The sequence below is a fragment of the Micromonospora sp. HM5-17 genome (genome assembly GCF_003762835.1).
Lineage (GTDB): Bacteria > Actinomycetota > Actinomycetes > Mycobacteriales > Micromonosporaceae > Plantactinospora.
The window spans coordinates 370,195-393,367 of record NZ_RJWA01000005.1 but is presented as its reverse complement, the minus strand read 5'-3'; the positions used below and the strand labels follow the sequence as shown (position 1 = coordinate 393,367).

Below are 23,173 nucleotides of genomic sequence, written 5' to 3'. Positions count from 1 at the left end.
CGGCCCCGGCCGCGGCTCGCTCAGCCCTGCGAGCGGTCCCCGGCGTCGAGGACGGCCTGGGTCCAGCCGCCCTCCACCACCCCGCTGCCGTCGACCAGCGCCCAGTCGACCACGTCGACGACGTCCACCACGACCGGCCGGCCGACCCGGACGGTCGGGTCGGCCGCGGCGTCGCTGGCGCTGGCGCCGATGATCCGTTCCGGGGTGGCCCAGGAGGTGACCCCGGCCCAGACGAACTCCGGCCCCTCCTCGGTCGGCAGGGCGTACTTGACCAGGAGCTGCACCCGGTCGGGGAGGGAGCCGGCGAGGAAGCGTTCGCGGATCCCCGGCAGGCCCGCCCGGGCGGTCGCGATCGCCTGTGCCATCGCGTCGTCCGGACGGGCGTACCGGACGTCCGACTGGGCGGAGCCGAACACGGCGGCGCAGACCGCGGCGAAGTACCGCCGGGTCGGGCCGGGATGGCCGGCCGGGGGGAGCAGGGTCAGGAACGAGTCGGCGTCGGGATCGGTCGCGGGGTCCAGCTCCAGCCGCAGTGCCGCCGGCCGGCCGCTGTCGTGCTGCTGCGGGTTGCCGTACGCCACGGCGATGTCGTGCCCGGTCACCGACGTCATCACGGGCAGCGGGACGAAGGCCGGCACCTCCTGGTCGGTCAGCCCGTCGGACCAGGCCCGCAGCAGCCGGCGGGCGACCCCGGTCATCACCGCCCCCCAGGCCCGGGTGAGGTGCGTCGGGACCCCCTGCGCCTGCAACTCCAGCAGCCCGAACCGGCGGAGCCCCTTCGTGGTGAACCAGAGCCCGCCGTCGTCCGACGAGTACGGCACCAGCACCCAGTCGATCAGGCGTATCCGACCCTCGGCGTCGGGTAGCGAGCGCAGTGCGGTCGCCGGGTCGAGGAACTGGAGGGCGAAGACGTCGACGACGTCGGTGCCGAGTCGTTCCGCGAGCGCCGCCGCCACCGTCCGGGCCGCCCACTCGTGCGCCGGCGGCCAGCCGGGGCGGTAGCTGGCCTGCACCACCACCAGGTCGGTGGCAGCGTCGAGTCGGGCCAACTGGGCCTCGGTGGCCCCGAAGGCCGTGAGCAGGTCCGGCGGCAGGTGCGGGAACTCGGCGATCGGCCGGGTGTCGACCGTCATCAGCGGGCTGGCCAGCATCTGCCGGGCGAGGTCGTGCACCGGGCGGGAGACCCGCCGGCCGAGCGCCGCCACCGCCTCGGCCGGGGCCGGACAGGACTGGCCCGAGGTCGGCACCAGATAGGTGGCGGTCAGCGACTCCGGAACCGGTACGGGCAGGAAGTCGTCAGTGATCAGCATTCGTCCCCCCGGCTCGGGTGCGTACCGCTCTCCCTCTCGCGAACGCTACCCGCGTTCGGCAATCCGGTCAGCCCGGTCGGCGCCGGTCAGTCCTGGGGGCAGCCATGGGCGGCCGGCCGGTCAGCCGGTCAGCACGAGCCCGAGGCAGCAGAGCGTGGTGGCGATCTCGACGGCCGCGCCGAGCACGTCGCCGGTGATGCCGCCGAGCCGACGTACCGCGTGGCGCAGCACCAGCAGCGTTCCGGCGAGCGCGGCGGCGACGGCGAGCACCCCCTGCCACGGGCGACCCGGCACCGCCGGAAGCGCCGCGAGCGCGACGGCGACGGTGGCGACGGCCAGCGTCCCCGGCCCGACGGTGCCGGCGACCAGCGCCCCGAGCCCGTCCGGCCGGGCCGCCGGCACCCCGCGCCGGCAGGCCCAGGTGACCGCCAGCCGTCCGGTCGCCACGACGGTCACCACCGCCGTGAGCAGCGCCGGCCACGGCCGGAGCGCCAGCGCCGCGAGGCATCCCGCCTGGATCAGGAGGACGAGGACGAGCGCGGCGACGCCGAACGGGCCGACCTCCGGCTGCCGCATGATCTGTAACGCGGCCGGTCCCGAGCGGTACGACCCGAGCGCGTCCACGGTGTCGGCCAGCCCGTCGAGGTGCAGGCCGCGGGTGAGCAGCGCCGCCGCGGCCACGGTGACCCCACCGGCGACCAGGGGCGGGGCGAGGGCGGCCAGGCCGCCGAGGAGGGCGGCGAGCAGCAGGCCGAGGAGGGCGCCGACCATCGGCGCCAGCGCCATCGCCGTACCGGCGGTGGCCCGGTCCACCCGGCCGGTGGGCAGCGGCGCGACGGTGAAGGTGGTGAGGGCTAGCCGGCCCCCGGCAACGAACCGGCCGTCAGGCACCGGGGGTGCGGGTCGGCGTGTCCTCCGGTACGGCGGTGGGTCCCGGCCCGGCCGGCTGCGGCTCGATGAACCCGTCGTCGTCCGCGCCGTCGCCCGGCTCCGGTTCCGCCGGCGGCGGCTCGGGGCGGGCGCCGTCCGCCGGGCGGCCGGGCGCGGGCTCCGCCGCGGGCCCGCGGTCCGCCCCGGCACCGTCCTGGCCCGTCCCACCCGTGGCGGTTTCCCGACCGGGGCCGCCCGCCGCGGCGGCCTCGGCCGTCGTCGCGCTGTCGGTCTCCGGCACGGCGTCGGCGCTCTCCGGCGCGACGCCGGCGCCCTGTGCTGCCGTCGGCTCACCCGCCGGGGACGGGCGCTCGCCGAGCGTGGCGGCCAGGGTCAGCGCCGCGCGCAGCAGCGGCAGCGCGGCCAGGGCGGCGGCGCCCTCGCCGAGACCGAGCCGCAGGTCCAGCAACGGGGTCCAGTCGAGTATCTCGGCGCCGAGCCGGACGGCCGGGTGACCGCCGTGGTCCGGGAGCAGACACCAGTGCCGGGCCTGGCCGGCGAGGTCCCGGCTGACCAGGCCCGCCGCCACCCCGACCGGCCCGTCCAGCAGTACCGGGGTACGCCGGGCCGTCGCTCCGAGCAGGATGCCCGTGGCGACGGCGATGTCGCCCCCGCCGAGTTCGGCGAGGACGTCCCGAGCGTCCCGGGGGCTGCGCCGGGTGCGGTGCAGCGCCTCCCGGACGGCGGCGCACCGGGCCATCCAGGCCGTGTCGTCCACCTGGCCGTCCGGCGTCACCACCCGGCCGAGTATCGCCGCGGGTTCGGCTCCCGCCATCGCCGCGAGTACGGCGGCGACCGCCGCCTCCGTACCGGCGCCGCAGGCGGCGAGCACGAGCACCTCCACGCCCGTCTCGACCGCCTCCTCGGCGAGCCGCCACCCGTGGCGGAGGGCGGCGTCGACGTCCTCCGGGGAGAGCGCCGGTCCCTCCTCGATCGGCCCGGCCGTCGGGGTCTCGACGACCTGGAGGGTGGCGCCGGCGTCGGCGGCCAGCCGGGCGAGTGGGCCGTTCCCAGCCCTGGCCTGGGCGGCCCGGCGGGCCGACTCGCCGGGCACCGTCCCGGCCGAGGCGCCGCCGGCGTGGTCGCCGTGCAACAGCAGTACCCGCACGGAGCGCCAGGGAACCGGCGTGGCGGTTCCCTGGGTGGCGGCGGCGAACCTGACCACCCGGGCCAGGTTGCCGAGTCCGGGGCCGGGCAGGTCGAGGGTGGCGAGCCGGTCGAGCGCGGCCGGGCCGGCGTGTTCGTCCGGCATCGGCAGGTCCATGCCGGGCTCGATCACCAGGTCGGCGGCCGTCGACGACGCCGTGACCGTCGTGGCCCGGGACGGGGGACCGTCCGCCCCGGCGGGCTCGGCCGGCACGGTTGGTCGGAGCACCTCGGGCACGGCGCCGAGCAGGCCGGTCCAGGCCGACAGGACCGGAACGGCGGCCGTGCCGTCGGTGCCGGCCCGTCCCGCGCCGGGGTCGCCGTCCCGGCCGGCGCCGGGCTGCGCCGGCACAGCCGGTCGGGGCGGGGCCACCGCGGCCGGCCCTGCCGTGCCCTTGAGCCAGGACGGCTGGCCGGCGACGACGAGGACGACCGCGTCGCAGGCTCGGGCGACGGTCTGGTTGGTGGTGCCGAGCGTGTCGGTGAAGGCCCGGCCCAGTGGGGTCGTCGGCACCATCGTGAGGCCGACCTCGGGGCTGACCAGCACCAGCCGGGCGGCGCAGTCCCGGACAGCCGAGCCCAGTTCGTCGATGGTGGCGGTGCCGTCCGCCGGCCGGTGCGCCGGATCCAGCAGCGCGGTCACCCAGCCGCCGAGGTCGTCGACGAGAATCGTCTCCGCCGGTCCGGCGGCCCTGAGCAGGTCCACCAGCCGGGCGGGGTCCCCGCCCACCTCGTCGGTCGTCCATCCGGCCGGTCGACGCAACCGGTGGCTCGCGATCCTGGCCGCCCACTCGGGATCGTCCGTGCCGGTCGTGCCGGTGGCGACGTACCGGACCGTCGGCACGTCCCGGACCAGCGACTCGGCGAACTCGGATTTGCCGGACCGGATTCCGCCCAGCACCAGGATCCTGCTCCACCCGTCTACGGACATGTCCGTACCTTAGAGCGCCGCACCGGGTCCACCTCGGCGAGGTGCGGCCCGGCCTTGGGAGCCGGGGGGCGGTCGCGGCGGGCCGACCGCGCCGGCGGGCGCGGACCACTCCGACTGGTTCCCGCGGCGCCGCCGACTAGGCTGGCGGAGGCTTTGTCGGCGCGGGACGATCGGCGAGGGGAGACACGACATGCCGTGGAGCTGGCGGTACGAGAACGCGGAGGGTGCTGCGGTGAGCGGGCCGGCCGAGGCGTTCAGCAGCCAGGCCGACGCCGAGTCGTGGATCGGCCAGAAGTGGCGGGAACTCGCCGCCGCGGGCGTCGCCACGGTGCTCCTGGTCGAGGACGACCGGGTCGAGTACCGCATGAGCCTCCAGCCCGCGGCCGAGTGAGCGGCGATGCGCTACGACCAGCGGGATCGCAACCGACTCGTCTTCGGTGTCCCTGCGGCGGCGTTCCGACCCAGTCCGGTCTTCCTGGCCCTGGTCGCGCTCTTCGTGACCAGTGGGGTGATGGCGTGGAACGAGTACGGCAACGTCCGGTTCGACGTCTTCCTCTTCGTCGTCTCCGGCTGGCTGGTCTCGCTCTGCCTGCACGAGTACGCGCACGCCGTCGTCGCGTTCCAGGCCGGTGACCGGGGCGTCGCCCACCGCGGCTACCTGACCCTCAATCCGCTCAGGTACAGCCACCCGCTGCTGTCGATCATCCTGCCGGTCGTGGTGGTGTTGCTCGGCGGCATCGGCCTGCCCGGCGGGGCGGTCTGGGTCGACCGGCACGAGATCCCCGGCCGGCTACGGCACTCGCTGGTGAGCCTCGCCGGCCCGGCGACCAACATCATCTTCGCCGTGCTCCTGGTCGTGCCGTTCGCGATCGGCGTGGACGTCCTCGCCCGGCCGGACTTCTGGGCCGGGGTCGCGCTGCTCGCCTTCCTCCAGGTCACCGCCAGCATCCTCAACCTGTTGCCGGTGCCCGGGCTGGACGGCGGCAACGTGATCCAGCCCTGGCTGTCGCCGCAGTGGCGGCGCGGCTACGACCTGATGGCGCCGTTCGGGTTCATCCTGCTCTTCGCGCTGCTCTGGAACCCACGGCTCGGCGGCTGGTTCTTCGACGGCGTCTTCGCCGTCGCGGACCTGATCGGGCTCCCCGACTACCTCTACGGGGCGGGACTGCGACTGATCCGGTTCTGGCAGGGCTGACCCCGCGCGACGCCCCCGCCCGGTGCCCGCCGGCCCGGGGGGTGGTCCGGGCCGGCGGGCGTCAGTGAGTCAGGGCCGCGTGACCGGGCTCTGCGTCTTGGCCGGGTCCCGCTCCACGATCGGCTCGACGACCTCGTCGATCGCCTCGAGCAGGTCGGCGTCGAGCTTGACCCCGGAGGCCTTGGCGTTGTCGTACACCTGCTCCGGGCGCGAGGCACCGATGATCGCCGACGAGACGTTCGGGTTCTGCAGGACCCACGCCACCGCCAGCTGGGCCATGCTGAGGCCGGCCTGTTCGGCGAGCGGCTTCAGCCGCTGCACCGTGGTGAGCACCTCGTCGTTCATGAAGCGGGCGATCATGGCGGCGCCGCCGGAGGCGTCGGAGGCGCGCGACCCGGCCGGCGGCTGCTGGCCGGGCAGGTACTTGCCGGTCAGCACGCCCTGCGCGATCGGGGAGAAGACGATCTGCCCGATCCCGAGTTCGGCGCTGGTCGGGATGACCTCGGCCTCGATCACCCGCCAGAGCATCGAGTACTGCGGCTGGTTCGAGACGAGCTGGATCTTGAGTTCCTTGGCGAGCGCGTGCGCCGCCCGGATCTCCTCCGCCTTCCACTCCGACACGCCGATGTAGAGCGCCTTCCCGGAGTGCACGATGTCGGCGAAGGCCTCCATCGTCTCCTCCAGCGGCGTGGCGTAGTCGTACCGGTGCGCCTGGTAGAGGTCGACGTAGTCGGTCTGCAGCCGCTTCAGCGAGCCGTTGATCGACTCCATGATGTGCTTGCGGGACAGACCACGGTCGTTCCGGCCCGGGCCGGTGGGCCAGTAGACCTTGGTGAAGATCTCCAGACCCTCACGACGCTCGCCCTTCAGTGCCCGGCCGAGCACCGCCTCGGCCTTGGTGCCCGCGTACACGTCGGCGGTGTCGAACGTGGTGATGCCGACGTCCAGCGCCGCCCGGACGCAGGCGAGCGCGGCGTCCTCCTCGATCTGGGAGCCGTGGGTGAGCCAGTTGCCGTACGAGATCTCGCTGACCAGCAGGCCGGAGCGGCCAAGGTGTCGGAATTCCATGTCTCGACCCTAGCCCGCGAACCGGAAGTGGATCAGGTTAGCCGCACGACCCCGGTCCTGGCTCACAGCACCGGCTGGGTGTCCGCCAGGAGCCGGTCGATCTCCTCGATGACGTCGGTCCGACTCGGGTGCACCACGTCGATCAGCGGCTCGCCACGGCGGTCGAGCGCGCCCCACCGGCCGGCACCGTCGCCGATCAGGAAGGCGACCGGGTGGATCACCATGGCCGGATGGGCGGGCGGCACGATCACCTTGCCCGACTTGTCGACCACCCCCTTGCGTCCGCCGGCGTCGACGATGGCGAGGCCCTCGTCGGTGAAGCCGTCGACGTACCGGCCGTCGGTCAGCGCGGTGGCGAACCCGGTGTACCGGGTCGGCAGGAAGATCTTCCCGGTGCGGTCGACCGCACCCCAGCCGCCCCGGCGGACGGCGGCGACGCCGCGCCGGAACGGACGGACGTCCTCGAAGCCGGTCGGAATCACCACCTTGTTGGTCTTGTCGATGGCGATCCAGCCGCCGGTGCCGTCCCGGGAGACCCAGGCGAGGCCGTCGGAGAAGGAGCTGACGGCCACGTACCCGGCCGAGGCGTCGATGAGCAGTTCGCCGGACTCGTCGATCAACTCCCAGGTCGGCGTCTCCGGGCGGCGGACCCAGGCCGCGCCGTCGCGGAACGGCTGTACGTCGGCGTAGCTCGGGGCGATCGCCAGCTCCCCGTCCGGCTTGGCGTACCCCCAGCGCTGCACCTTCTCGCTGAACGTCGGCACCGGCGGCTTGTGCAGCTGGAGAATCTCGTCACGGTCCCGCGGGTACGGGCCCCAGCCGTTCTTCGCGACCTTGTTGAAGACCGCGTCCAGCGCCAGCTCGGTCCGGGCGATGAGATCCGGGTCCTCGACCTTGCGCAGCTCCAGCGCCTTCTCGAAGTGGTTGCAGGCCTCGATGTACCGGCCCTGGTCGTAGCAGGACCGGCCCGCGTGCTCGTGCATCGTCGCCCGGAGCCGGTCCGGCAACTCGGGCGAGTTCGCCTCGGCGAAGAGGCGGTCGGCCTCGGCGAAGTCGCCGCGCCACTGGAGGACGTGGGCCAACCGCGCCTGGGCGATCGCGATCCGGCGCAACTGGCCGGTCGCCTCGGCGTGCGCCAGCGCCAGCCTGCCGTCGGCGAGCGCCTTGCCCAGGTCGCCGAGGATGCGGGAGACGACCGCGCGCAGGCTCAGCAGCCGGGCCCGGGAGGCGTTGTCCGTGGCCGACTCGAGCTTCTCGGTCAGCCGGTCGCGGATCGCCCGCAGCTCGTCCGGGTCCTCGACCAGCTCGCGCAGTGTCTCGTGGTGGAAGCGCCACTGGTACGACGCGAGCACCTGCTCCGGGTCGGGGAGCGTCGAATCCGATGTGCTTTCCTCCGGTTCCGGCTCGGCTTTCCGTTCGGCCCTGGACCGGACGATCGGGGTGAGCATGGTCGGCGCGCTGAGCGCGGTCGCCGCGCCCGCGGCCGGACCGGCCGGAAGCACGGTGTCCGGGCTGGCCGCGGCGACGGGTGAACCCGGGGGCGAGGTGGCCAGGGGCGGACCGGATACGGGTGTGGTGGCGGAGGTCATCGCGGGGGGTGCGGAACTCGGGGTCACGGCTGTCGGTGTGGCGGGGGTGTCGGGATCCGAGGTCTCGGTGTCGTCCGGGGCCTCGGCGGTGGACGCCGAGCCGGCTGGTGGCCCGGAGGTCGGAGCGGCCGGTGCCGCCTCGGCCGGTGCCGCCGCCACCGGAGCCGGCGAGGTCGGTGCCGCGTCGGCCGGCGTCGGAGAAGCCGGCTCGGGCGGGACCGGTTCCCCGGAGGATTCCGCCGCTGCCGCCGGAGACGCGGACGCGTCCGCGGAATCGGCCGACGGCGCTCGCTGCCCCGGTGCGGCGGGCGGGCTGGCCGCCTCCTCCGGCGCTCCGGAGGAGGCGGCGGCGGTCTTCGGCGGGTCGCCCGGCTGCGGGGCGGCGTCGGGACGGGTGGTGCCACCCTGGCCGCTCGGCGCCGGCTCCGGTACGTCGGAGGCCGGCTCGGCCGCCGGTTGCGTCGTCGTGCCGGCACCGCCGTCCGGGCTCTCGGGCGGCTCGGGTCCGGCCGCGGGCTGCGCGGGTGGGGGTGGGGTGGGGGCGGCGTCGGCCAGTGTCCCGGGTCGGGCCTGGTCCGCGGCGTGTCCGGTCGTCGGCATGAAGGGTACGGGTGTCTCACTTGGATCGGCCGCGCCACCGGAGCCCGGTCCGGAGTCGGTCGAGGCCGGCTCGGTCGGGGTTCCGGCAGGGGACGCGGGCGAGGTGGATTCGATGGCGGGAGTGACGGCCGGCGGTACGGCCGCCGACGAGGCAGGGGTCTCTGCGACCGATGTGGTCGGCGCGCCGGGCGGAACGGTCTCCGGCACCACGGGCGTGGGTTCGCCGGGTGGGGGCGTCGGCGCGGGCAGGAACTCCAGCCGTAGACCCCGGGTGGGCGGCGGTGTCGGGCGCCTACCTGGCTGGTCGGGGCCGGTGGGCTGGTCGCTGGCGGGCCGCGCCGGCGGCTTGGGCTGCCGTGCGGGGGTGAGCCATCCCACGGCGCGCGGCGGCTCGGCCGGCTCCCCGGCGGCCGCTGCCGGCCGGGCCGGCGGCGGGGCAGGGGCGTCCTGGGGTGCGCCGGAGACCGGGCGGGACGGCGGAACCGGGCGGGCCGACCCGGCCGGCCGGGACGGCTGCTCGGGCCGGGTTGGGCCGACCTTTCCGACCGGTTCGGTGGGGCGCGGCGGCTCCGCGCTGCGGGGCGGCTCCGTGGGTCGGGACTGCCCGGCGGCGACGCCACGGCTCGCGGCACCGGCCCCGACCGGACCGGGGGAGACCGGACGGTCGCGCCGGCCGGAGACGTCGTCCGGCTCCGGCGGGCGAGGCGTGGTCCGCTCGGCGTCGGGGGCCGGGCGCCGGTCGGGCCGCCCGTAGCCGGGCGGTACGTCGGTGCCGGGGCGGTCGTACCCGAATGAGGCCGGCGTCGGTGGCTGGTCGACCGGGCCGGAGCGGGCGGCCGGGTCCGGCGCGGTCCGGAGATCCCGTACGGGGGGACGGCCGCTCCCCAGGTCGGGGAAGCGACGGCTGTCCCGGGGCGGCTCCTGCCCGGGTAGGGGCCCACGCGGGCCTGGCCAGCCCGGGGTGGGCGACGCTCCGGCCGCTGGTCGGCGGCCGGGCGGGACGAGGTCGGGACCCGGCCGGTCGGGTCGGGTACGCGGCGGAACGCGACCGGGTGGCAGCTCGCCGTCGGCGGGTCGCATTGGCCGCCCGCCCGGCCGGGGTGCCCAGCCGTCGGCGCCGTCCGGGCCGGCGAAGGCGGCCGGGACCTGGGGTCCCCGACCACCGGGGCGTCCTCGGCCCTCCGCGGGCCCCGGGCGACGCTCGGCCGGGCCGGGTCGGCGGTCGGGCAGCGGCTGCGTCTCGTCCGCCGGGGTCAGCCACCGGCCGCGCCGCTCGGGCGGCAGCCGGCCGGGAGGCTCGGGTGCCGGTCCTGGTCGCCGGTCGCCTCGGATCCGTTCGTCCACGGGCGGACGGGGAGCGGGGTCGAGCCGGCCCCGGCCGGAATCGGCTCCGTCGACGTCGCGGCGGCGGACCGGGTCGCCGCCCGGACCCCAGCGTTCCTCCCGGCCGCCCGGTACCGGACCCCGCGTGCGGCGGTCGGCCGGAGGCCGGATCCGGCCGTTCGACGGCCGGTCCCAGTCCGGCGCGTCGTCCCACTCCCCCGGGACGTCGTGTGGGCCGTACACCCGGCCTCCGGCGTCGTCGTACCGGTCGTCCGGGCCGTCGTACCAGTCGTCCGGGTTGTCCTGCCAGCTCCCGGCGCCGGCGGGCCGGCGGACCGGCGTGCCGCTCCGCCGGGGTGGACCGTCGGGGCGGCGCGGTGCGGAGGATCTGGCGGGCGGCCCGGGCTCATCGGTCGGCGGTGGCACGCTGGCCCGTCCGATCGCCAGGGGCCCCCGTCCGCCGGGCCGCGGTCGACGCCGCTGGTGTCCGATGTCGCCGGGGTACCGCTGGCCGGGAAACTGCGGCTGCCACTCCGCGGTCGGCTCGACCACCCAGGACGGTTCGGCGGACTCACCCCACCGGTGTGGGTACCGCTCGCTCATGAGCCCGCCTCGCTGCCTCCGGCGGCGGGGTGGCCGCCGGGGCGGACACCGCCGTGGGGGCTGGGACCGGCGTGCCGGGCCGCGCGCAACGCGGCCGGGAAAGCCGGCTCGCGTCGCTCACTCACGGGGTGTCACCTCGTCGAAATTTCTCGCTGGGCAGCCGGGTGCACCGGGCAGGGTTACCCGGTTCGAGGCAGCGTGGTCGCGGAAGGAGGGTAACGGCGTGGGCTCAGTCACCGCCACTGTGCCACCACCCATCAGCCGAAACATCGTGACGTCGTTCCGGACATTTACTGCCATAACCGGATCAGGGTCTCGTCGGTACTCTACCTACCGGCAAGCTACCCGCGTCGCCGCCTTCGCCAATACCGTCTCCGGCGTCCTCCGGTGTGGTCCTGCTCGCCGTGGCGGACGGTGTCGGTGGAGCCGCCGCCCCGCCTCGGGGGGATCGACTCGGCGAGGTCGGTTCCGCCGCCACCGAGCGGGGTGGGACGACGCCGCCCACCCCGTTACCGTCTACTGTGGCTGGTTTCGGGTCGACCCGCTCTCGCCCCGGGTGTGGTGTCTCGTCCCGCGGCCGATGCGGCGCCACGTGACTCAGGGATGCTCCATCACCAGGACGGCGAAGGTGCCGGGGGAGAGCGCCTCGTACCGGTGCGGGACGTCCCCGGGGAAGGTGACGTAGTCACCGGGACCCAGCTCGACCGGCTCGGTCGCCGGTCCGGTGCGGAGCCGGCCCGCGCCCACCACCAGGTGCTCGACGCTGCCGGGGATGTGCGGTTCGGCCTCCCGGGCCATGCCCGGCTCCAGTTCGATGAGGTAGATGTCCCGTCGCGCCTGCGGAACGCCCGCGGTGAGCAGGGTGCCGACGAAGTCGGCCTGTTGGGAGCGGATCCGCGGTCCCTCGCCCGCCCGGACGACCCGCACCCTCGCCGTCGCCTGTTCCACCAGCCGGCTGAACGGTACGCCGAGGGCGACGCCGAGCGCCCAGACCGTCTCCACGCTGGGGTTGCCGTTGCCCGCTTCCAGTTGGGACAGGGTCGACTTGGCGATTCCGGCCCGGCGTGCCAGCTCCCCGAGCGAGAGCCCGGCGCGTTCCCGTTCTCGGCGGAGCGCGGCGGCGATGGCGGCCACCGGGGAGCCTTCCGGTCTGGTCGTTCGATCCATCGGACAATCCGTTCGACTTGACGAACACTTCCTGGGGTGTTCATCATCCTGACCTATGCGTTCGGCAGAAAGAACAAGGGCCGTCGGAGTGCTGCGCGACGCGGCCGCGATCGCGTTGGCGTGCGGCGTGGTGGGCGCCTCCTTCGGCGCGGTCGCGCTCGCCGCCGGGCTGCCGATCCCGGCGATCGTCGCCATGTCCACCCTGGTATTCGCCGGCGGGTCACAGTTCATGGCCGTCGGCCTGATCGCCGCGGGCAGTCCGCTGGCGGCGGTCTTCGCCGGGCTGTTGCTCAACGCGCGGCACCTGCCGTTCGGGCTGGCCCTCGGCGACACCCTCGGACAACGGTGGCGTGACCGGCTGCTCGGCAGCCATCTCATGACCGACGAGTCCACGGCGTTCGCCCTCGCCCAGCCCGACCCGGCCGGGCGGCGCCGGGTGTTCTGGCTCACCGGCATCCCGATCTTCCTCGCCTGGAACATCGGCACCGTGCTCGGGGTGCTGCTCGCCACCCGGGTCGGCGACCCCACCCGCCTCGGGGTGGACGCCGCCTTCCCGGCCGGCCTGCTCGCGTTGCTGCTGCCGTCCCTGCGGTCGGCGGAGACCCGACGGGTGGCGCTCGTCGGGGCGGCGGTCGCCCTGGTGGCCACCCCGCTGTTGCCGGCCGGCCTGCCGGTGCTGCTGGCCCTGGCCGGTCTCGGCGTACTCCTGCTGCCCCGGCCACGTCGGGAGCCGGCATGCTGATCGCGGTGATCCTGGCCCTCGCCCTCGGCACGTACGCCTTCCGGCTCGCCGGGGTGGTGCTGCGGGACCGGCTGGTCCTCCCCGACGAGGTGAGCCGGCTACTGCCGATGGCCGCCGCCACCCTGCTCGCGGCCCTGGCGGCCACGGCCGCGCTGACCGAGGCCGGGGCGTTCGCCGGCGTCGCCCGGCCGGTCGGCGTGCTGGTCGGCGCCGTGTTGGCCTGGCGGAGGGCGCCGTTCGTGGTGGTCGTGGTCGCCGCCGCCGGTACGGCGGCACTGCTGCGCCTCCTCGGGGTGCCCTGACCGGCGGGTACCCAGGCGGGCAGCGCGGACTCCGAGGGCCGGTTGCGGACTCGGCTCGACGGGCGCCGCGGACTCCGCTCGGCCCGGCGGGCGGGGTGGACTCAGATCTTGTCACCGAGGTTGACCCGCGGCACCGGGGCGCGCAACCGCCGGAAGGTGATCGACCGCATGATCGCGTAGAGGTAGAGCGAACTCATCCGCTGGTCGGTGTTGGGGAACCGCTCCCGGACCAGCTTCCGGATCCGGCGGGAGATCAGCACCGAGTCGATCACGAGGGCGACGGCGAGCAGCCCCCAGAGCAGGTTCGAGGCGAGCCGGACCACCGGCGGCATGGTCTGGGCCGAGCCGACCAGGACGACCAGCGCCCCGCCGAAGAACCAGGTGCCGACCGTACGCCGGGAGTCCACCACATCCCGGGCCAGTCTCCGCTCCGGGGCCCGGTCCCGGGGGCCGCCCTCGCGCCGGAACTCGGCCGCCGCCTCGGCGCGCAGCTGCCGGCGCTTCTCCCGCAGCTCCTGCTTGGTGAGCGGCCGGCCGCCGCCGGCGGGCCGCCGCCCCACCGTCGGCCGCTTCGGGGTCTGGACCCCGAGCTCCTTCTTACTGGGGGTGTAGCCCCGCGGACGCTTGGTGGTGGGCGTGGTGGAGGTCGCCTCGGCGGGAGCCTCCTCGACGAGGTCGACGGACTTACGGCGGAAGAGCGACGGCACGGGTTGAAGGGTAGCCAACCGGTTGCGCGCCCCGCACCTCCGGTGCCGGTACGCGGCCGGGCCCCGCCGACCGCACTGCGCGGCGGTCGGCGGGGCCCGGGGCGACGTCCGTGACCTTACGGCGCTCGACGGGTGTTACGGGCGCTCGATGTGTGCGCCGAGCGCGGTGAGCTTGGCCTCGAAGTCCTCGTAGCCGCGGTTGATCAGGTTCACGCCGTAGACCCGGGAGGTGCCCTCGGCGGCCAGCGCGGCGATCAGGTGGCTGAACCCGGCCCGCAGGTCCGGGATCACCAGGTCGGCGCCGTGCAGCTTGGCCGGGCCGGCGATCACCGCCGAGTGCGTGAAGTTGCGCCGGCCGAACCGACACGGCGTACCGCCGAGGCAGTCCCGGTAGACCTGGATGGTGGCACCCATCTTGTTCAGCGCCTCGGTGTAGCCAAGCCGCTGCTCGTAGACGGTCTCGTGCACGATCGACAGGCCCCGGGCCTGGGTGAGCGCCACCACCAGCGGCTGCTGCCAGTCGGTCATGAAGCCCGGGTGTACGTCGGTCTCCAGTGCCACCGCCCGCAGCTCCTCACCCGGGTGCCAGAACCGGATGCCGCCCTCCTGACCCGGGTGGTCCACCCGCGGCGGCCGGGTGTCGGTGACCTCGTACGCCCCGCCGACGGAGCGGAAGACGTTGAGGAAGGTCATCATCGCCGCCTGCTCGGCGCCGAGCACCTCGACCCGGCCGCCGGTGGCCAGCGCGGCGGCCGCCCAGCTCGCCGCCTCGATCCGGTCCGGGATCGGCCGGTGGGTGTAGCCGCCGAGCCGGGTCACGCCCTGGATCTCGATCACCCGGTCGGTGTGCACCTTGATGATCGCGCCCATCTTCTGCAGAACGCAGATCAGGTCGATGATCTCGGGTTCCACGGCCGCGTTGCGCAGCTCGGTGACCCCCTCGGCCAACACCGCGGTCAGCAGCACCTGTTCGGTCGCCCCGACGCTCGGGTACGGCAGCTCGAACTTCGTCCCGTGCAGTCCGCTCGGCGCGGTGAGGTGCATCCCCTCGGGCCGCTTGTCGATGATCGCGCCGAACTGCCGGAGCGCCTGGATGTGGAAGTCGATCGGCCGCGGCCCGATGTGGCAGCCGCCGAGGTCCGGGATGAAGGCGTGCCCGAGCCGGTGCAGCAGCGGGCCGCAGAACAGGATCGGAATGCGGCTCGACCCGGCGTGGACGTTGATCTCGTCCGTGCTCGCGCTCTCGACGTTCGCCGGATCGAAGATCAGCTCACCGTCTTCCTCGCCGTCGGTGACCTTGACGCCGTGCAGTTCGAGCAAACCCCGGACCACCTCGACGTCGCGAATTCGCGGGACGTCGAAGAGCCGACTCGGCCCGTCGCCGAGCAGGGCGGCGACCATCGCCTTGGAGACGAGATTCTTCGCGCCACGCACCCGGATCTGCCCGTTCAGGGGGGTACCTCCGTGTACGACCAGGACGTCGTCGGTCAACGCAACCTCCAGCGGGTCGATGCTGCTCTATTCGAGCTGCCAGCGAGGGTGAGCCACCCGGTCGACACCGCCGCCCGCGGCGTGCGGCCGTGCCGGCCCGGCAATGCCCTGTCGCGGCATGGGTCTGTCGCGGCCCCGGCAGCATAGCGCTCGGTCACGGAGACGGCAGCCGTCCCGGGCGTACGGATGGCGCGAAACGGGGACGGAGGCAGGAATCCCGCCTTGATCGACACTGTGCGTTACGGACGGGTCAGGGCAGCGCGAGCATCTGGTCCAGCGCCGCCCGCGCGTGGCGTGCGGTGTCCGGATCGACGGTGATCTGGTTCGGAACCCGGCCGGCGACCAGCTCCTCCAGCGCCCAGACCAGGTGCGGCAGGTCGATCCGGTTCATCGTCGAGCAGTAGCAGACGGTCCGGTCCAGGAACATGATCTGCTTGTCCGGGTGGGCGTGGGCGAGCCGACGGACCAGGTTGAGCTCGGTACCGACGGCCCAGGCCGAGCCGGCCGGGGCCGACGTGATGGTGTTGATGATGTACTCGGTCGAGCCGACGAGGTCGGCGGCCGTCACCACCTCGTGCCGGCACTCCGGGTGGACCAGCACGGTCACCCCGGGGACCCGCGCCCGGATCTCGTCCACGCTGCTCCGGGTGAACCGCCCGTGCACCGAGCAGTGCCCCCGCCACAGGATCATCCGTGCCCTGCGGAGCTGGTCCGGGGTGAGTCCGCCGTCGGGCTTGTGCGGGTCGTAGAGGACGCAGTCGTCCAGGTCCAGCCCCAGCTTCAGCACCGCCGTGTTGCGACCCAGGTGCTGGTCGGGGAGGAAGAGGATCCGCTGGCCGCGTTCGAACGCCCAGCGCAGCGCCCGCTCGGCGTTGGACGAGGTGCAGACCACGCCGCCGTTGCGCCCGACGAAGCCCTTGATGTCGGCCGAGGAGTTCATGTACGTCACCGGGACCGTCGAGCCGGCGAGGTCCAGCTCGGTCAGGGTCTCCCAGGCCGCCTCGACCTGGGACAGCGCCGCCATGTCCGCCATCGAGCAGCCGGCCGCCAGATCGGGCAGGACCACCCGCTGCGCGTCGCTGGTGAGGATGTCCGCGCTCTCGGCCATGAAGTGCACGCCGCAGAAGACGATGTACTCGGCGTCCGGCCGGGCGGCGGCCTCGCGGGCGAGCTTGAACGAGTCGCCGGTCACGTCGGCGAACTGGATCACCTCGTCCCGCTGGTAGTGGTGGCCGAGGATGAAGACCCGGTCACCCAGCGCTGCCTTGGCCGCCGCGGCCCGGGCGACCAGGCTCGGGTCACTCGGCGGGGGCAGCTCCCCCGGACAGTCCACGCCGCGCTCGCTGGACGGGTCGGCCCCTCGGCCCAGGAGCAGCAGGGCGGTCGCGGTGCTGGACGGCTCTACCCACGTCGAAGTCACGATCTCCATGGTGGCACAGCGGAGCCTGCTTTCGACCGGTACGGATGTGGGCTGTCACACTTGCCGACCATGCGAATCCTGATCTGTCCGGACAAGTTCGCCGGTACCCTCTCCGCGCCCGAGGTGGCCGCCGCGGTGGTCGAGGGCTGGCGGGAGGTGGCGCCCGACGACGAACTGGAGGTCCGGCCGCTCGCCGACGGCGGGCCGGGGTTCCTCGAGGTGCTCGCCACCGCGATCTCCGGGCGCCGGATACCGGTGCCGACCGTCGACCCGCTCGGCCGGCCGGTCGACGGCGAGATCCTGCTGACCGACGACGGGATGACCGCGTACGTCGAGAGCGCCCAGGCCTGCGGGCTGCACCTGGTGGCTCCGGAGGAGCGGGACCCGAAGCGGACCACCTCGTACGGGCTGGGCGCGCTGATCGCGACCGCCGCCGAGTGTGGTGCCCGGCGGGTGGTGATCGGGCTGGGCGGCTCGGCGGTGAACGACGGGGGAGCGGGGATGCTGACCGCGTTGAACGCCGTACCGGTGGACGTGACCGGCCGTGCCCTCCCGTACGGTGGCGCCGCCCTGGCCGCGGTCGCCGGGCTGGTCGGGCTGCCGCAGACCCGGGCCATGGAGCTGGTCGCGGCGACGGACGTGGACAACCCGCTGACCGGGCCGACCGGCGCCTCGAACGTCTTCGGCCCGCAGAAGGGCGCCTCGCGGGAGGACGTGCTGCTGCTCGACGCCGCACTGGCACGCTTCGCCGAGGTGTTGGAGCGGGACCTGCCCGGCTGCCCGCCCGGGTTGGCCGGATTGCCGGGGGCGGGGGCGGCCGGCGGCCTCGGCGCCGCCGTACTGGCCCTCGGTGGCCGGTGCGAGTCGGGAATCGCGCTGGTGACCCGACTGACCGGGCTGGAGGCGGCGCTCGATCGGGCCGACCTGGTGATCACCGGGGAGGGGTCGTTCGACCACCAGTCGCTGCGCGGCAAGGTGGTGGCCGGGGTGGCGGGCGCGGCCCGGGACCGTGGCCTGCCCTGCGTGGTGCTGGCCGGGCGGGTCAGCGCCGGACGCCGGGAGGCGGCCGCGGTGGGGGTGACCGAGGCGCACAGCCTGGTCGACCACTTCGGCGGGGAACCGCACGGTGGCGTCGAGCGGGCGATGAGCCGCCCGGCCGAGGGGCTGCGTGCCCTGGCCAACCGGCTGGCCCGGCAGTGGAGCCGCTGAGTCACACGCCCGCGGGAGGGGTCGCACGCGGGGGAGGGACAGCCCTCCTTGCATGCACGTGCAAATAATGACCATGCAGTTATTGACCGTGCATCTGCTAGCATCGCGGCGTGTCCGAGGACCAGGCGCTCGCCAGCGCGTGGCGGGAGTTGGCCAGCCGCTTCGCGGCGACCTCCTGCGCCCTCGAGCGAGGGCTCCAGGAGCGGCACGGCCTCGGCATGAGCGAGTTCGAGGTCCTCGACCGGCTGGCCGAGGCGCCGGAGCACAGGCTCCGGATGCAGGAGCTGGCCGACGTCGTACACCTCAGCCAGAGCGCCCTCAGCCGGGCGGTGGCCCGGCTGGAGCGAGGCGGGCTCGCCTGCCGGGTCCTGTGTGAGCAGGACCGGCGTGGGGTCTTCGTCACGCTGACCGAGGCGGGGCGGGCGCGCCACGCGGAGGCACGTCCCACGCAGCGGGCGCTTCTCGCGCAGAGCCTCCGTCCGGCGGCTCCGGCGCTCGTCGCAGTCCGTTCGAGCCCGGGTGACCAGGCTCGTACCCGCCTACAATCAGAGAGAACCCAGATCGGGAATCACCGGCCAACCGACTAGCGTTGGCTCCTTACGGATAAACATCGCACCGGCGCAGGGGAGACTTTCACGTGACAACGCCAGCGCAGACCGAGTCGACCGCGGCAACCACCCCGAGCACCGTCGTCCTTACCGACGCCGCGGCGCAGAAGGTGAAGGCCCTGCTCGAACAGGAAGGCCGGGACGACCTGCGGTTGCGGGTCGCCGTACAGCCGGGCGGGTGCTCCGGCCTGCGGTACCAGCTCTTCTTCGACGAGCGTTCGCTCGACGGCGACATCGTCAACGAGTTCAACGGGGTCGAGGTGGTCGTCGACCGGATGAGCGCCCCCTACCTGACCGGCGCCACCATCGACTTCGCCGACCGGATCGACGCCCAGGGCTTCACCATCGACAACCCGAACGCGCAGAACTCCTGCGCGTGTGGTGATTCGTTCCACTGACCGGCACTCCGACCGGGTGGACCGGACAGTCCTTGCCTGAGCGGGCCGTCCCGCGCGGGGGTGGCGCGACGCCACGCCGTCTCGCCCTCCGCGCGCCGGGCGGCCCGTTTTTCTCTTCGTGGGTACTTCCTGCCCGTCACGCATCTCCGGCGATTTCCCGGGGCGGACCCGACCCCTCCGGGCGTATTCGGCTGCTCTCCCGGTGCGCTGTGTCGACCATTTGGTGACATTCGGGTGACACTCCGGTGGCTGGTATCCGATCGATCGGGGACACCGAGGAAGCCGACCGGTAGGCTGACCCGGCCGCGGTTCCATCTCCCGACTCTGAGGGCCGACATGAAGATCGCCGTTACGGGCTCGATCGCGACCGACCACCTGATGCACTTCCCGGGCCGGTTCGCCGATCAACTCATCGCCGACCAGTTGCACAAGGTCTCGCTCTCCTTCCTCGTCGACGAGCTGGTGCTCCGGCGGGGTGGGGTGGCCGCGAACATCGCCTTCGGGATGGCCCAGCTCGGGCTGCGTCCGATCCTGGTCGGCGCCGTCGGCACCGACTTCGAGGACTACCGGTCGTGGCTGGAGCGGCACGGCGTCGACTGCGACTCGGTGCACGTCAGCGAGGTTGCCCACACGGCGCGGTTCGTCTGCACAACCGACATCGAGATGTGTCAGATCGCCTCGTTCTACGCCGGCGCGATGAGCGAGGCCCGCAACATCGAACTCGCCCCGGTGGCCGCCCGGGTCGGTGGGCTGGACCTCGTCGTGGTCAGCGCCAACGACCCCGACGCCATGCTTCGGCACTCGGAGGAGTGCCGGCAGCGGGGGTACCCGTTCGCCGCCGACCCGTCCCAGCAACTCGCCCGGATGGACGGGAAGGACGTGATCAGCCTGATCGACGGCGCCGACTACCTGCTGACCAACGAGTACGAGAAGTCGCTGCTCCAGAGCAAGGTCGGCCTGACCGACGAGCAGTTGTTGGAACGGGTGAAGGTTCGGGTGACGACCCTCGGCAAGGACGGCGTGGAGATCGCCGGCCGCGATGTCGCGCCCTTCCGGGTGCCGATCGCCCGCGAGTTGCAGGTCGCCGAGCCGACCGGGGTCGGGGACGGCTTCCGGGCCGGTTTCTTCGCCGCCATCTCGTGGGGGCTCAGCCTGGAACGGGCCGCCCAGGTCGGCTCGCTCCTCGCCACCCTGGTCCTGGAGACCGTCGGCACCCAGGAGTACGAGGTCCGCGCCGACCTCTTCGTGAAGCGCCTCGCCGAGTCGTACGGCGACGAGGCCGCCGAGGAGGTCCGGCCACACCTGAGCTGAGCGGCCGTGGTGTCCGGCCGGGCGCCGCGCCGGGCCGGGGACCTCCAGCCGTCGCCGGCCGGCCGTGCCCGGCCGCGTCGGCTCAGTGCACGCGGCGGATGTCGTACGCGGGAGAGCCGTCCACCGTCGAGGTGGCGACCAGTTCCTGGCCCCGCATCCGACACCACGCCGGAATGTCGACGGCGGCCGCCGGGTCGTCGGCGAGGACCCGGAGCACCGCCCCGACCGGTAGCGCGACCAGCCGGCGGGCCGCCGCGATCACGGGCAGCGGGCAGCGCTGACCGAGGCAGTCGACGACCTCGTCCGGCGGCGTCCCCACAGACTCCGTGCGCACCTGGCGATTCTCCGTCGCCGACCGCGTCCCCGCCAATCCGGGCGTCAGAGGCCGACCACCCCGGCCTCGGCCCGTAGCGCGGCGACGATCCCCGGCAGCTCGGCGAGGAAGCGCTCCACCTCGGCCTCGGTGCTGTCCCGGTGCAGCGAGATCCGGATGTTGCCGTGGGAGAGGACACCCATCGCCTCCAGCACGTGGGAGGGACGCAGCGTCGACGAGGTACAGGAGGAGCCGGAGGAGACGGCGAAGCCCCGCCGATCCAGCGCGTGCAGCAGCGCCTCGCCGTCGACGTACAGGCAGGAGAAGGTGACCAGGTGTGGCAGCCGGTCGACGGGGTCGCCGACCACCTCGACGTCGGGGACCGTCGCCGGTACGACGGTCCGGATCCGCTCCACCAGCGGGGCGAGCCGGGCCGCCTCGGCCTCCGCCTCGGCGGTCGCCGCCCGCAGCGCGGCGACCGCCGCCACGATCGCCGGCAGGTTCGGCACCCCGGGAACCCGGCCCGCCTCCCGGTCGTCGGCCGGGTACGGCGACTCCCACCGGGTGCCCTTCCGGACCACCAGGATCCCGACCCCGGGCGGACCGCCCCACTTGTGGGCGCTGGCCGACAACACCGACCACCCCTCGGGCACCGGGACCCGGCCCACCGACTGGGCGGCGTCCACGTACAGCGGGACGCCGGCCGCGTCGCACGCCCGTGCCGCCTCCGCCACCGGTTGGAGGGTGCCCACCTCGTGGCTGGCGCTGATCAGGGCGGCCAGTGCCACCCCGGGCGCGGCGACCGCCGCCGACCAGGCGTCGAGGTCCAGCCGTCCGGCGCGGTCCACCGGCACCGACGTGGTCGTACCGCCCGCCGTGACGTGCCGCTGCGCGGCGTGCAGGACCGCCGAGTGCTCGATCGCCGAGTGCACCAGCGTGCTCCCGGCCCGGCGTCGCCCGGCCAGCCCGCCCAGTACCGCGGCGTGCGCGGCGGCGGTACCGCTGGGGGTGAAGGAGAGCTCGTCGGGGCGTACCCGAAGCACCTCGGCCGCGGCGGCCCGGGCCGCGTCGAGGAGCTGGCGGGCCCGCCGCGCCTGGCTGTACAGCTTCGCCGGATCCGCCCACCCGTCCTCCAGCGCCGCGAGCATCGCCTGGCGGGCTACCGGGTGTAGCGGTGCGGCGGCGGCCGCGTCGAAGTACGCCGGAGGCTGATTCACCAGCCCACGGTAACGCGGGGCCGGATTGGGCAGGAATCCCCGCCGGGGTGGGGACGCCGACCCCAAGGCCGTCGCGCCGACCCAGGTCGAGTAATCTGCGACCGTCGGTGACGCCTTTGCCGCAGGTGTCGGGAAAGCGGACAGCGTGCGGTGCGCTAGGGAGGCAGGACCAGGTGGTCGCAAGGGGTTCGGAGGTACCGCCGTCGGTACGGAACAGCAGTCCCCGGGATGCCCGAGGGCGTGGCCAGCGGCGGGCGCTCGGCCGGCTGGCCGGGCTCGGCGTCGGTGGAGCCGCGCTGCTTGCCCTGCTGACCGGTTGTGACGTCGGACAGACGTTCGACGGCTTCGGCTGGCCCCAGGGCGGCATCAGCCCGGAGGCCCATCGGATGTACGACCTGTGGATCGGCTCCGTCATCGCCGCCCTCGCGGTCGGCATCTTCGTCTGGGGCCTGATCTTCTGGTGCATCATCCGCTACCGGAAGCGGGGCGAGTCGCTGCCGGTGCAGACCCGGTTCAACATGCCGATGGAGTTCCTCTACACCATCGCGCCGATCTTGGTCGTCTCCGTGCTCTTCTACTACACCGCGGTGGTGCAGACCGGGGTCAACAAGGTCACGGACAACCCCGACGTCACGGTCGAGGTCGTCGCCTTCAAGTGGAACTGGCAGTTCAACTACCGGGACCGGCCGGGCGAGGACGCCACCACCATCGCCTCCACCCTCGGCACCAGCGAGGTCATCCCGATCCTGGTCCTGCCGACCGGGCGGAGCATCCGGATCGAGCAGACCAGCCGGGACGTCATCCACTCGTTCTGGGTGCCGGAGCTGCTCTTCAAGCGCGACGTCTTCCCCGGCAACGTCCGGAACGTCTTCCAGGTGACCAGCCTGGACCAGGAGGGGGCGTACGTCGGCCGCTGCGCGGAGCTGTGCGGCACGTACCACTCGATGATGAACTTCGAGCTCCGGGTGGTCTCGCCGGACAAGTACGACCGGTTCATCGCCGCGAAGCGGCAGGGCCAGTCGACGCAGGAGGCGCTGGCCTCGATCGGTGAGGAGCCGCTGGCGACCACCACCAAGCCGTTCGAGACCCGACGGGACGTCAACAACTTCGGTAACGCGAGCGCCGCGGGCGCGGGAAGCTGAGGGCGGCGATGAAGTCTGAGTGGCGACTGTTCGGCATCGTCTCGTTCTTCCTGGCGATTGCCGCTGTCATCTACGGCCTGTGGACGAGCGGCGAGACCGGGCAGGTCGAGTGGATCGGCCTCATCGCGCTGATCCTGTCCTGCCTGCTGACCGCCATGTGCGCCGGGTTCTTCTGGTTCGTCTCGCGCCGGATCGAGCCCCGGCCGGAGGACCGGCCGGACGGCGAGATCGCCGACGGCGCCGGTGAGGTCGGCTTCTTCAGCCCGGGCAGCTACTGGCCGTTCGGGGTGGCCCTCTCCGCCAGCGTGGCGGGGCTGGGGCTGGTGTTCTGGCAGTGGTGGCTGGTCGCCGCCGGCCTGGTCGCGGTGATCTTCGCCGTGTGCGGCCTGCTCTTCGAGTACTACACCGGCACCCGACGTACCGCCGAGCACTGACCGGGCCGAACAGGCAC

At 74.0% G+C, this 23,173-nt stretch carries 21 protein-coding genes; 10 read left to right on the top strand and 11 right to left on the bottom strand.

Translation table 11 applies throughout. The annotated features are described in order from the left end of the window. Nucleotides 1–20: 20 nt before the first annotated feature. From EF879_RS17380 to EF879_RS17370, 3 genes are all read right to left on the bottom strand, one after another. Nucleotides 21–1,310 carry a DUF2314 domain-containing protein gene (locus EF879_RS17380; RefSeq protein WP_123559834.1) on the bottom strand — a complete coding sequence of 430 codons (1,290 nt, stop codon included), beginning with the start codon at nt 1,308–1,310 and terminating at the stop codon, nt 21–23. 120 nt (nt 1,311–1,430) lie between these two features. Continuing rightward, a complete protein-coding gene (locus tag EF879_RS17375; RefSeq protein ID WP_123559832.1) occupies nt 1,431–2,201 on the bottom strand; it encodes an adenosylcobinamide-GDP ribazoletransferase in 771 nt (256 codons plus the stop codon). Next, a complete protein-coding gene (locus tag EF879_RS17370) occupies nt 2,194–4,317 on the bottom strand; it encodes a bifunctional adenosylcobinamide kinase/adenosylcobinamide-phosphate guanylyltransferase (protein WP_123559829.1) in 2,124 nt (707 codons plus the stop codon). Before EF879_RS17370 ends, EF879_RS17375 begins: the two co-directional genes overlap by 8 nt. A gap of 190 nt (nt 4,318–4,507) precedes the next feature. Here EF879_RS17370 and EF879_RS17365 point away from each other — a divergent pair, with 190 nt between their 5' ends. Continuing rightward, nucleotides 4,508–4,708: a hypothetical protein gene (locus EF879_RS17365; RefSeq protein WP_123559827.1), complete on the top strand. Its 201-nt coding sequence runs from the start codon at nt 4,508–4,510 to the stop codon at nt 4,706–4,708. Nucleotides 4,709–4,714: 6 nt separating this feature from the next. Continuing rightward, nucleotides 4,715–5,512 (top strand): site-2 protease family protein, encoded by a 798-nt coding sequence (locus EF879_RS17360; protein ID WP_123559825.1) that lies wholly within the window; start codon nt 4,715–4,717, stop codon nt 5,510–5,512. Between the two features lie 69 nt (nt 5,513–5,581). Here the strand turns inward: EF879_RS17360 and EF879_RS17355 are convergent, their stop codons facing one another. The 3 genes from EF879_RS17355 to EF879_RS17345 form a co-directional block, all read right to left on the bottom strand. Then, a complete protein-coding gene (locus EF879_RS17355; RefSeq protein WP_123559823.1) occupies nt 5,582–6,580 on the bottom strand; it encodes an aldo/keto reductase family protein in 999 nt (332 codons plus the stop codon). A gap of 62 nt (nt 6,581–6,642) precedes the next feature. Beyond that, nucleotides 6,643–8,769 carry a WG repeat-containing protein gene (locus EF879_RS28635; RefSeq protein WP_123560038.1) on the bottom strand — a complete coding sequence of 709 codons (2,127 nt, stop codon included), beginning with the start codon at nt 8,767–8,769 and terminating at the stop codon, nt 6,643–6,645. A 2,523-nt stretch (nt 8,770–11,292) separates the two neighbouring features. Beyond that, nucleotides 11,293–11,862 carry a helix-turn-helix domain-containing protein gene (locus tag EF879_RS17345; RefSeq protein ID WP_199736475.1) on the bottom strand — a complete coding sequence of 190 codons (570 nt, stop codon included), beginning with the start codon at nt 11,860–11,862 and terminating at the stop codon, nt 11,293–11,295. Nucleotides 11,863–11,917: 55 nt separating this feature from the next. On the opposite strand from EF879_RS17345, the gene EF879_RS17340 reads away from it, so the two are divergent. Both EF879_RS17340 and EF879_RS17335 read left to right on the top strand, forming a co-directional pair. Beyond that, nucleotides 11,918–12,604, top strand: coding sequence for an AzlC family ABC transporter permease (locus EF879_RS17340; protein ID WP_199736474.1), 687 nt, complete (start codon nt 11,918–11,920; stop codon nt 12,602–12,604). After that, nucleotides 12,598–12,906: an AzlD domain-containing protein gene (locus tag EF879_RS17335; RefSeq protein WP_123559819.1), complete on the top strand. Its 309-nt coding sequence runs from the start codon at nt 12,598–12,600 to the stop codon at nt 12,904–12,906. The genes EF879_RS17340 and EF879_RS17335 overlap by 7 nt, the downstream gene beginning before the upstream one ends. Nucleotides 12,907–13,007: 101 nt before the next feature. Here EF879_RS17335 and EF879_RS17330 read toward each other — a convergent pair whose 3' ends face one another. The 3 genes from EF879_RS17330 to nadA all read right to left on the bottom strand — a co-directional run bounded on the left by EF879_RS17330 (nt 13,008) and on the right by nadA (nt 16,524). Continuing rightward, nucleotides 13,008–13,613 carry a DUF3043 domain-containing protein gene (locus EF879_RS17330; RefSeq protein ID WP_123559817.1) on the bottom strand — a complete coding sequence of 202 codons (606 nt, stop codon included), beginning with the start codon at nt 13,611–13,613 and terminating at the stop codon, nt 13,008–13,010. Between the two features lie 135 nt (nt 13,614–13,748). After that, on the bottom strand, nt 13,749–15,104 hold the full coding sequence (gene murA, locus EF879_RS17325; RefSeq protein ID WP_123559815.1) for a UDP-N-acetylglucosamine 1-carboxyvinyltransferase: 1,356 nt from the start codon (nt 15,102–15,104) through the stop codon (nt 13,749–13,751). A 250-nt stretch (nt 15,105–15,354) separates the two neighbouring features. Then, nucleotides 15,355–16,524: a quinolinate synthase NadA gene (gene nadA / locus EF879_RS17320; RefSeq protein WP_123560034.1), complete on the bottom strand. Its 1,170-nt coding sequence runs from the start codon at nt 16,522–16,524 to the stop codon at nt 15,355–15,357. Between the two features lie 69 nt (nt 16,525–16,593). Here nadA and EF879_RS17315 point away from each other — a divergent pair, with 69 nt between their 5' ends. The 4 genes from EF879_RS17315 (at nt 16,594) to EF879_RS17300 (ending at nt 20,050) form a co-directional block, all read left to right on the top strand. Beyond that, complete coding sequence (locus EF879_RS17315; protein WP_123559813.1) at nt 16,594–17,733, top strand: glycerate kinase; 1,140 nt, start codon at nt 16,594–16,596, stop codon at nt 17,731–17,733. A gap of 110 nt (nt 17,734–17,843) precedes the next feature. Next, the gene (locus EF879_RS17310) at nt 17,844–18,320 is read left to right on the top strand and encodes a MarR family transcriptional regulator (RefSeq protein ID WP_233604532.1); all 477 of its coding nucleotides are present in this window, start codon (nt 17,844–17,846) and stop codon (nt 18,318–18,320) included. A gap of 50 nt (nt 18,321–18,370) precedes the next feature. Next, nucleotides 18,371–18,739 (top strand): iron-sulfur cluster insertion protein ErpA, encoded by a 369-nt coding sequence (gene erpA, locus EF879_RS17305; protein ID WP_123559811.1) that lies wholly within the window; start codon nt 18,371–18,373, stop codon nt 18,737–18,739. Nucleotides 18,740–19,075: 336 nt separating this feature from the next. Next, entirely contained in the window at nt 19,076–20,050 is a 975-nt protein-coding gene (locus EF879_RS17300; RefSeq protein WP_123559809.1) for a carbohydrate kinase family protein, read from the top strand. An 82-nt stretch (nt 20,051–20,132) separates the two neighbouring features. On the opposite strand, the gene EF879_RS17295 is transcribed toward EF879_RS17300, so the two are convergent. Together EF879_RS17295 and EF879_RS17290 are read right to left on the bottom strand one after the other, a co-directional pair. Further along, entirely contained in the window at nt 20,133–20,369 is a 237-nt protein-coding gene (locus EF879_RS17295; protein ID WP_123559807.1) for a sulfurtransferase TusA family protein, read from the bottom strand. Between the two features lie 59 nt (nt 20,370–20,428). Beyond that, nucleotides 20,429–21,580 carry a cysteine desulfurase family protein gene (locus EF879_RS17290; protein ID WP_123559805.1) on the bottom strand — a complete coding sequence of 384 codons (1,152 nt, stop codon included), beginning with the start codon at nt 21,578–21,580 and terminating at the stop codon, nt 20,429–20,431. Between the two features lie 173 nt (nt 21,581–21,753). Between EF879_RS17290 and coxB the strand changes: the two genes are divergently transcribed. Next, nucleotides 21,754–22,722: a cytochrome c oxidase subunit II gene (gene coxB, locus EF879_RS17285; protein WP_123559803.1), complete on the top strand. Its 969-nt coding sequence runs from the start codon at nt 21,754–21,756 to the stop codon at nt 22,720–22,722. Nucleotides 22,723–22,730: 8 nt separating this feature from the next. Beyond that, the gene (locus tag EF879_RS17280) at nt 22,731–23,156 is read left to right on the top strand and encodes a cytochrome c oxidase subunit 4 (RefSeq protein ID WP_123559801.1); all 426 of its coding nucleotides are present in this window, start codon (nt 22,731–22,733) and stop codon (nt 23,154–23,156) included. The last annotated feature ends 17 nt before the right edge of the window (nt 23,157–23,173 follow it).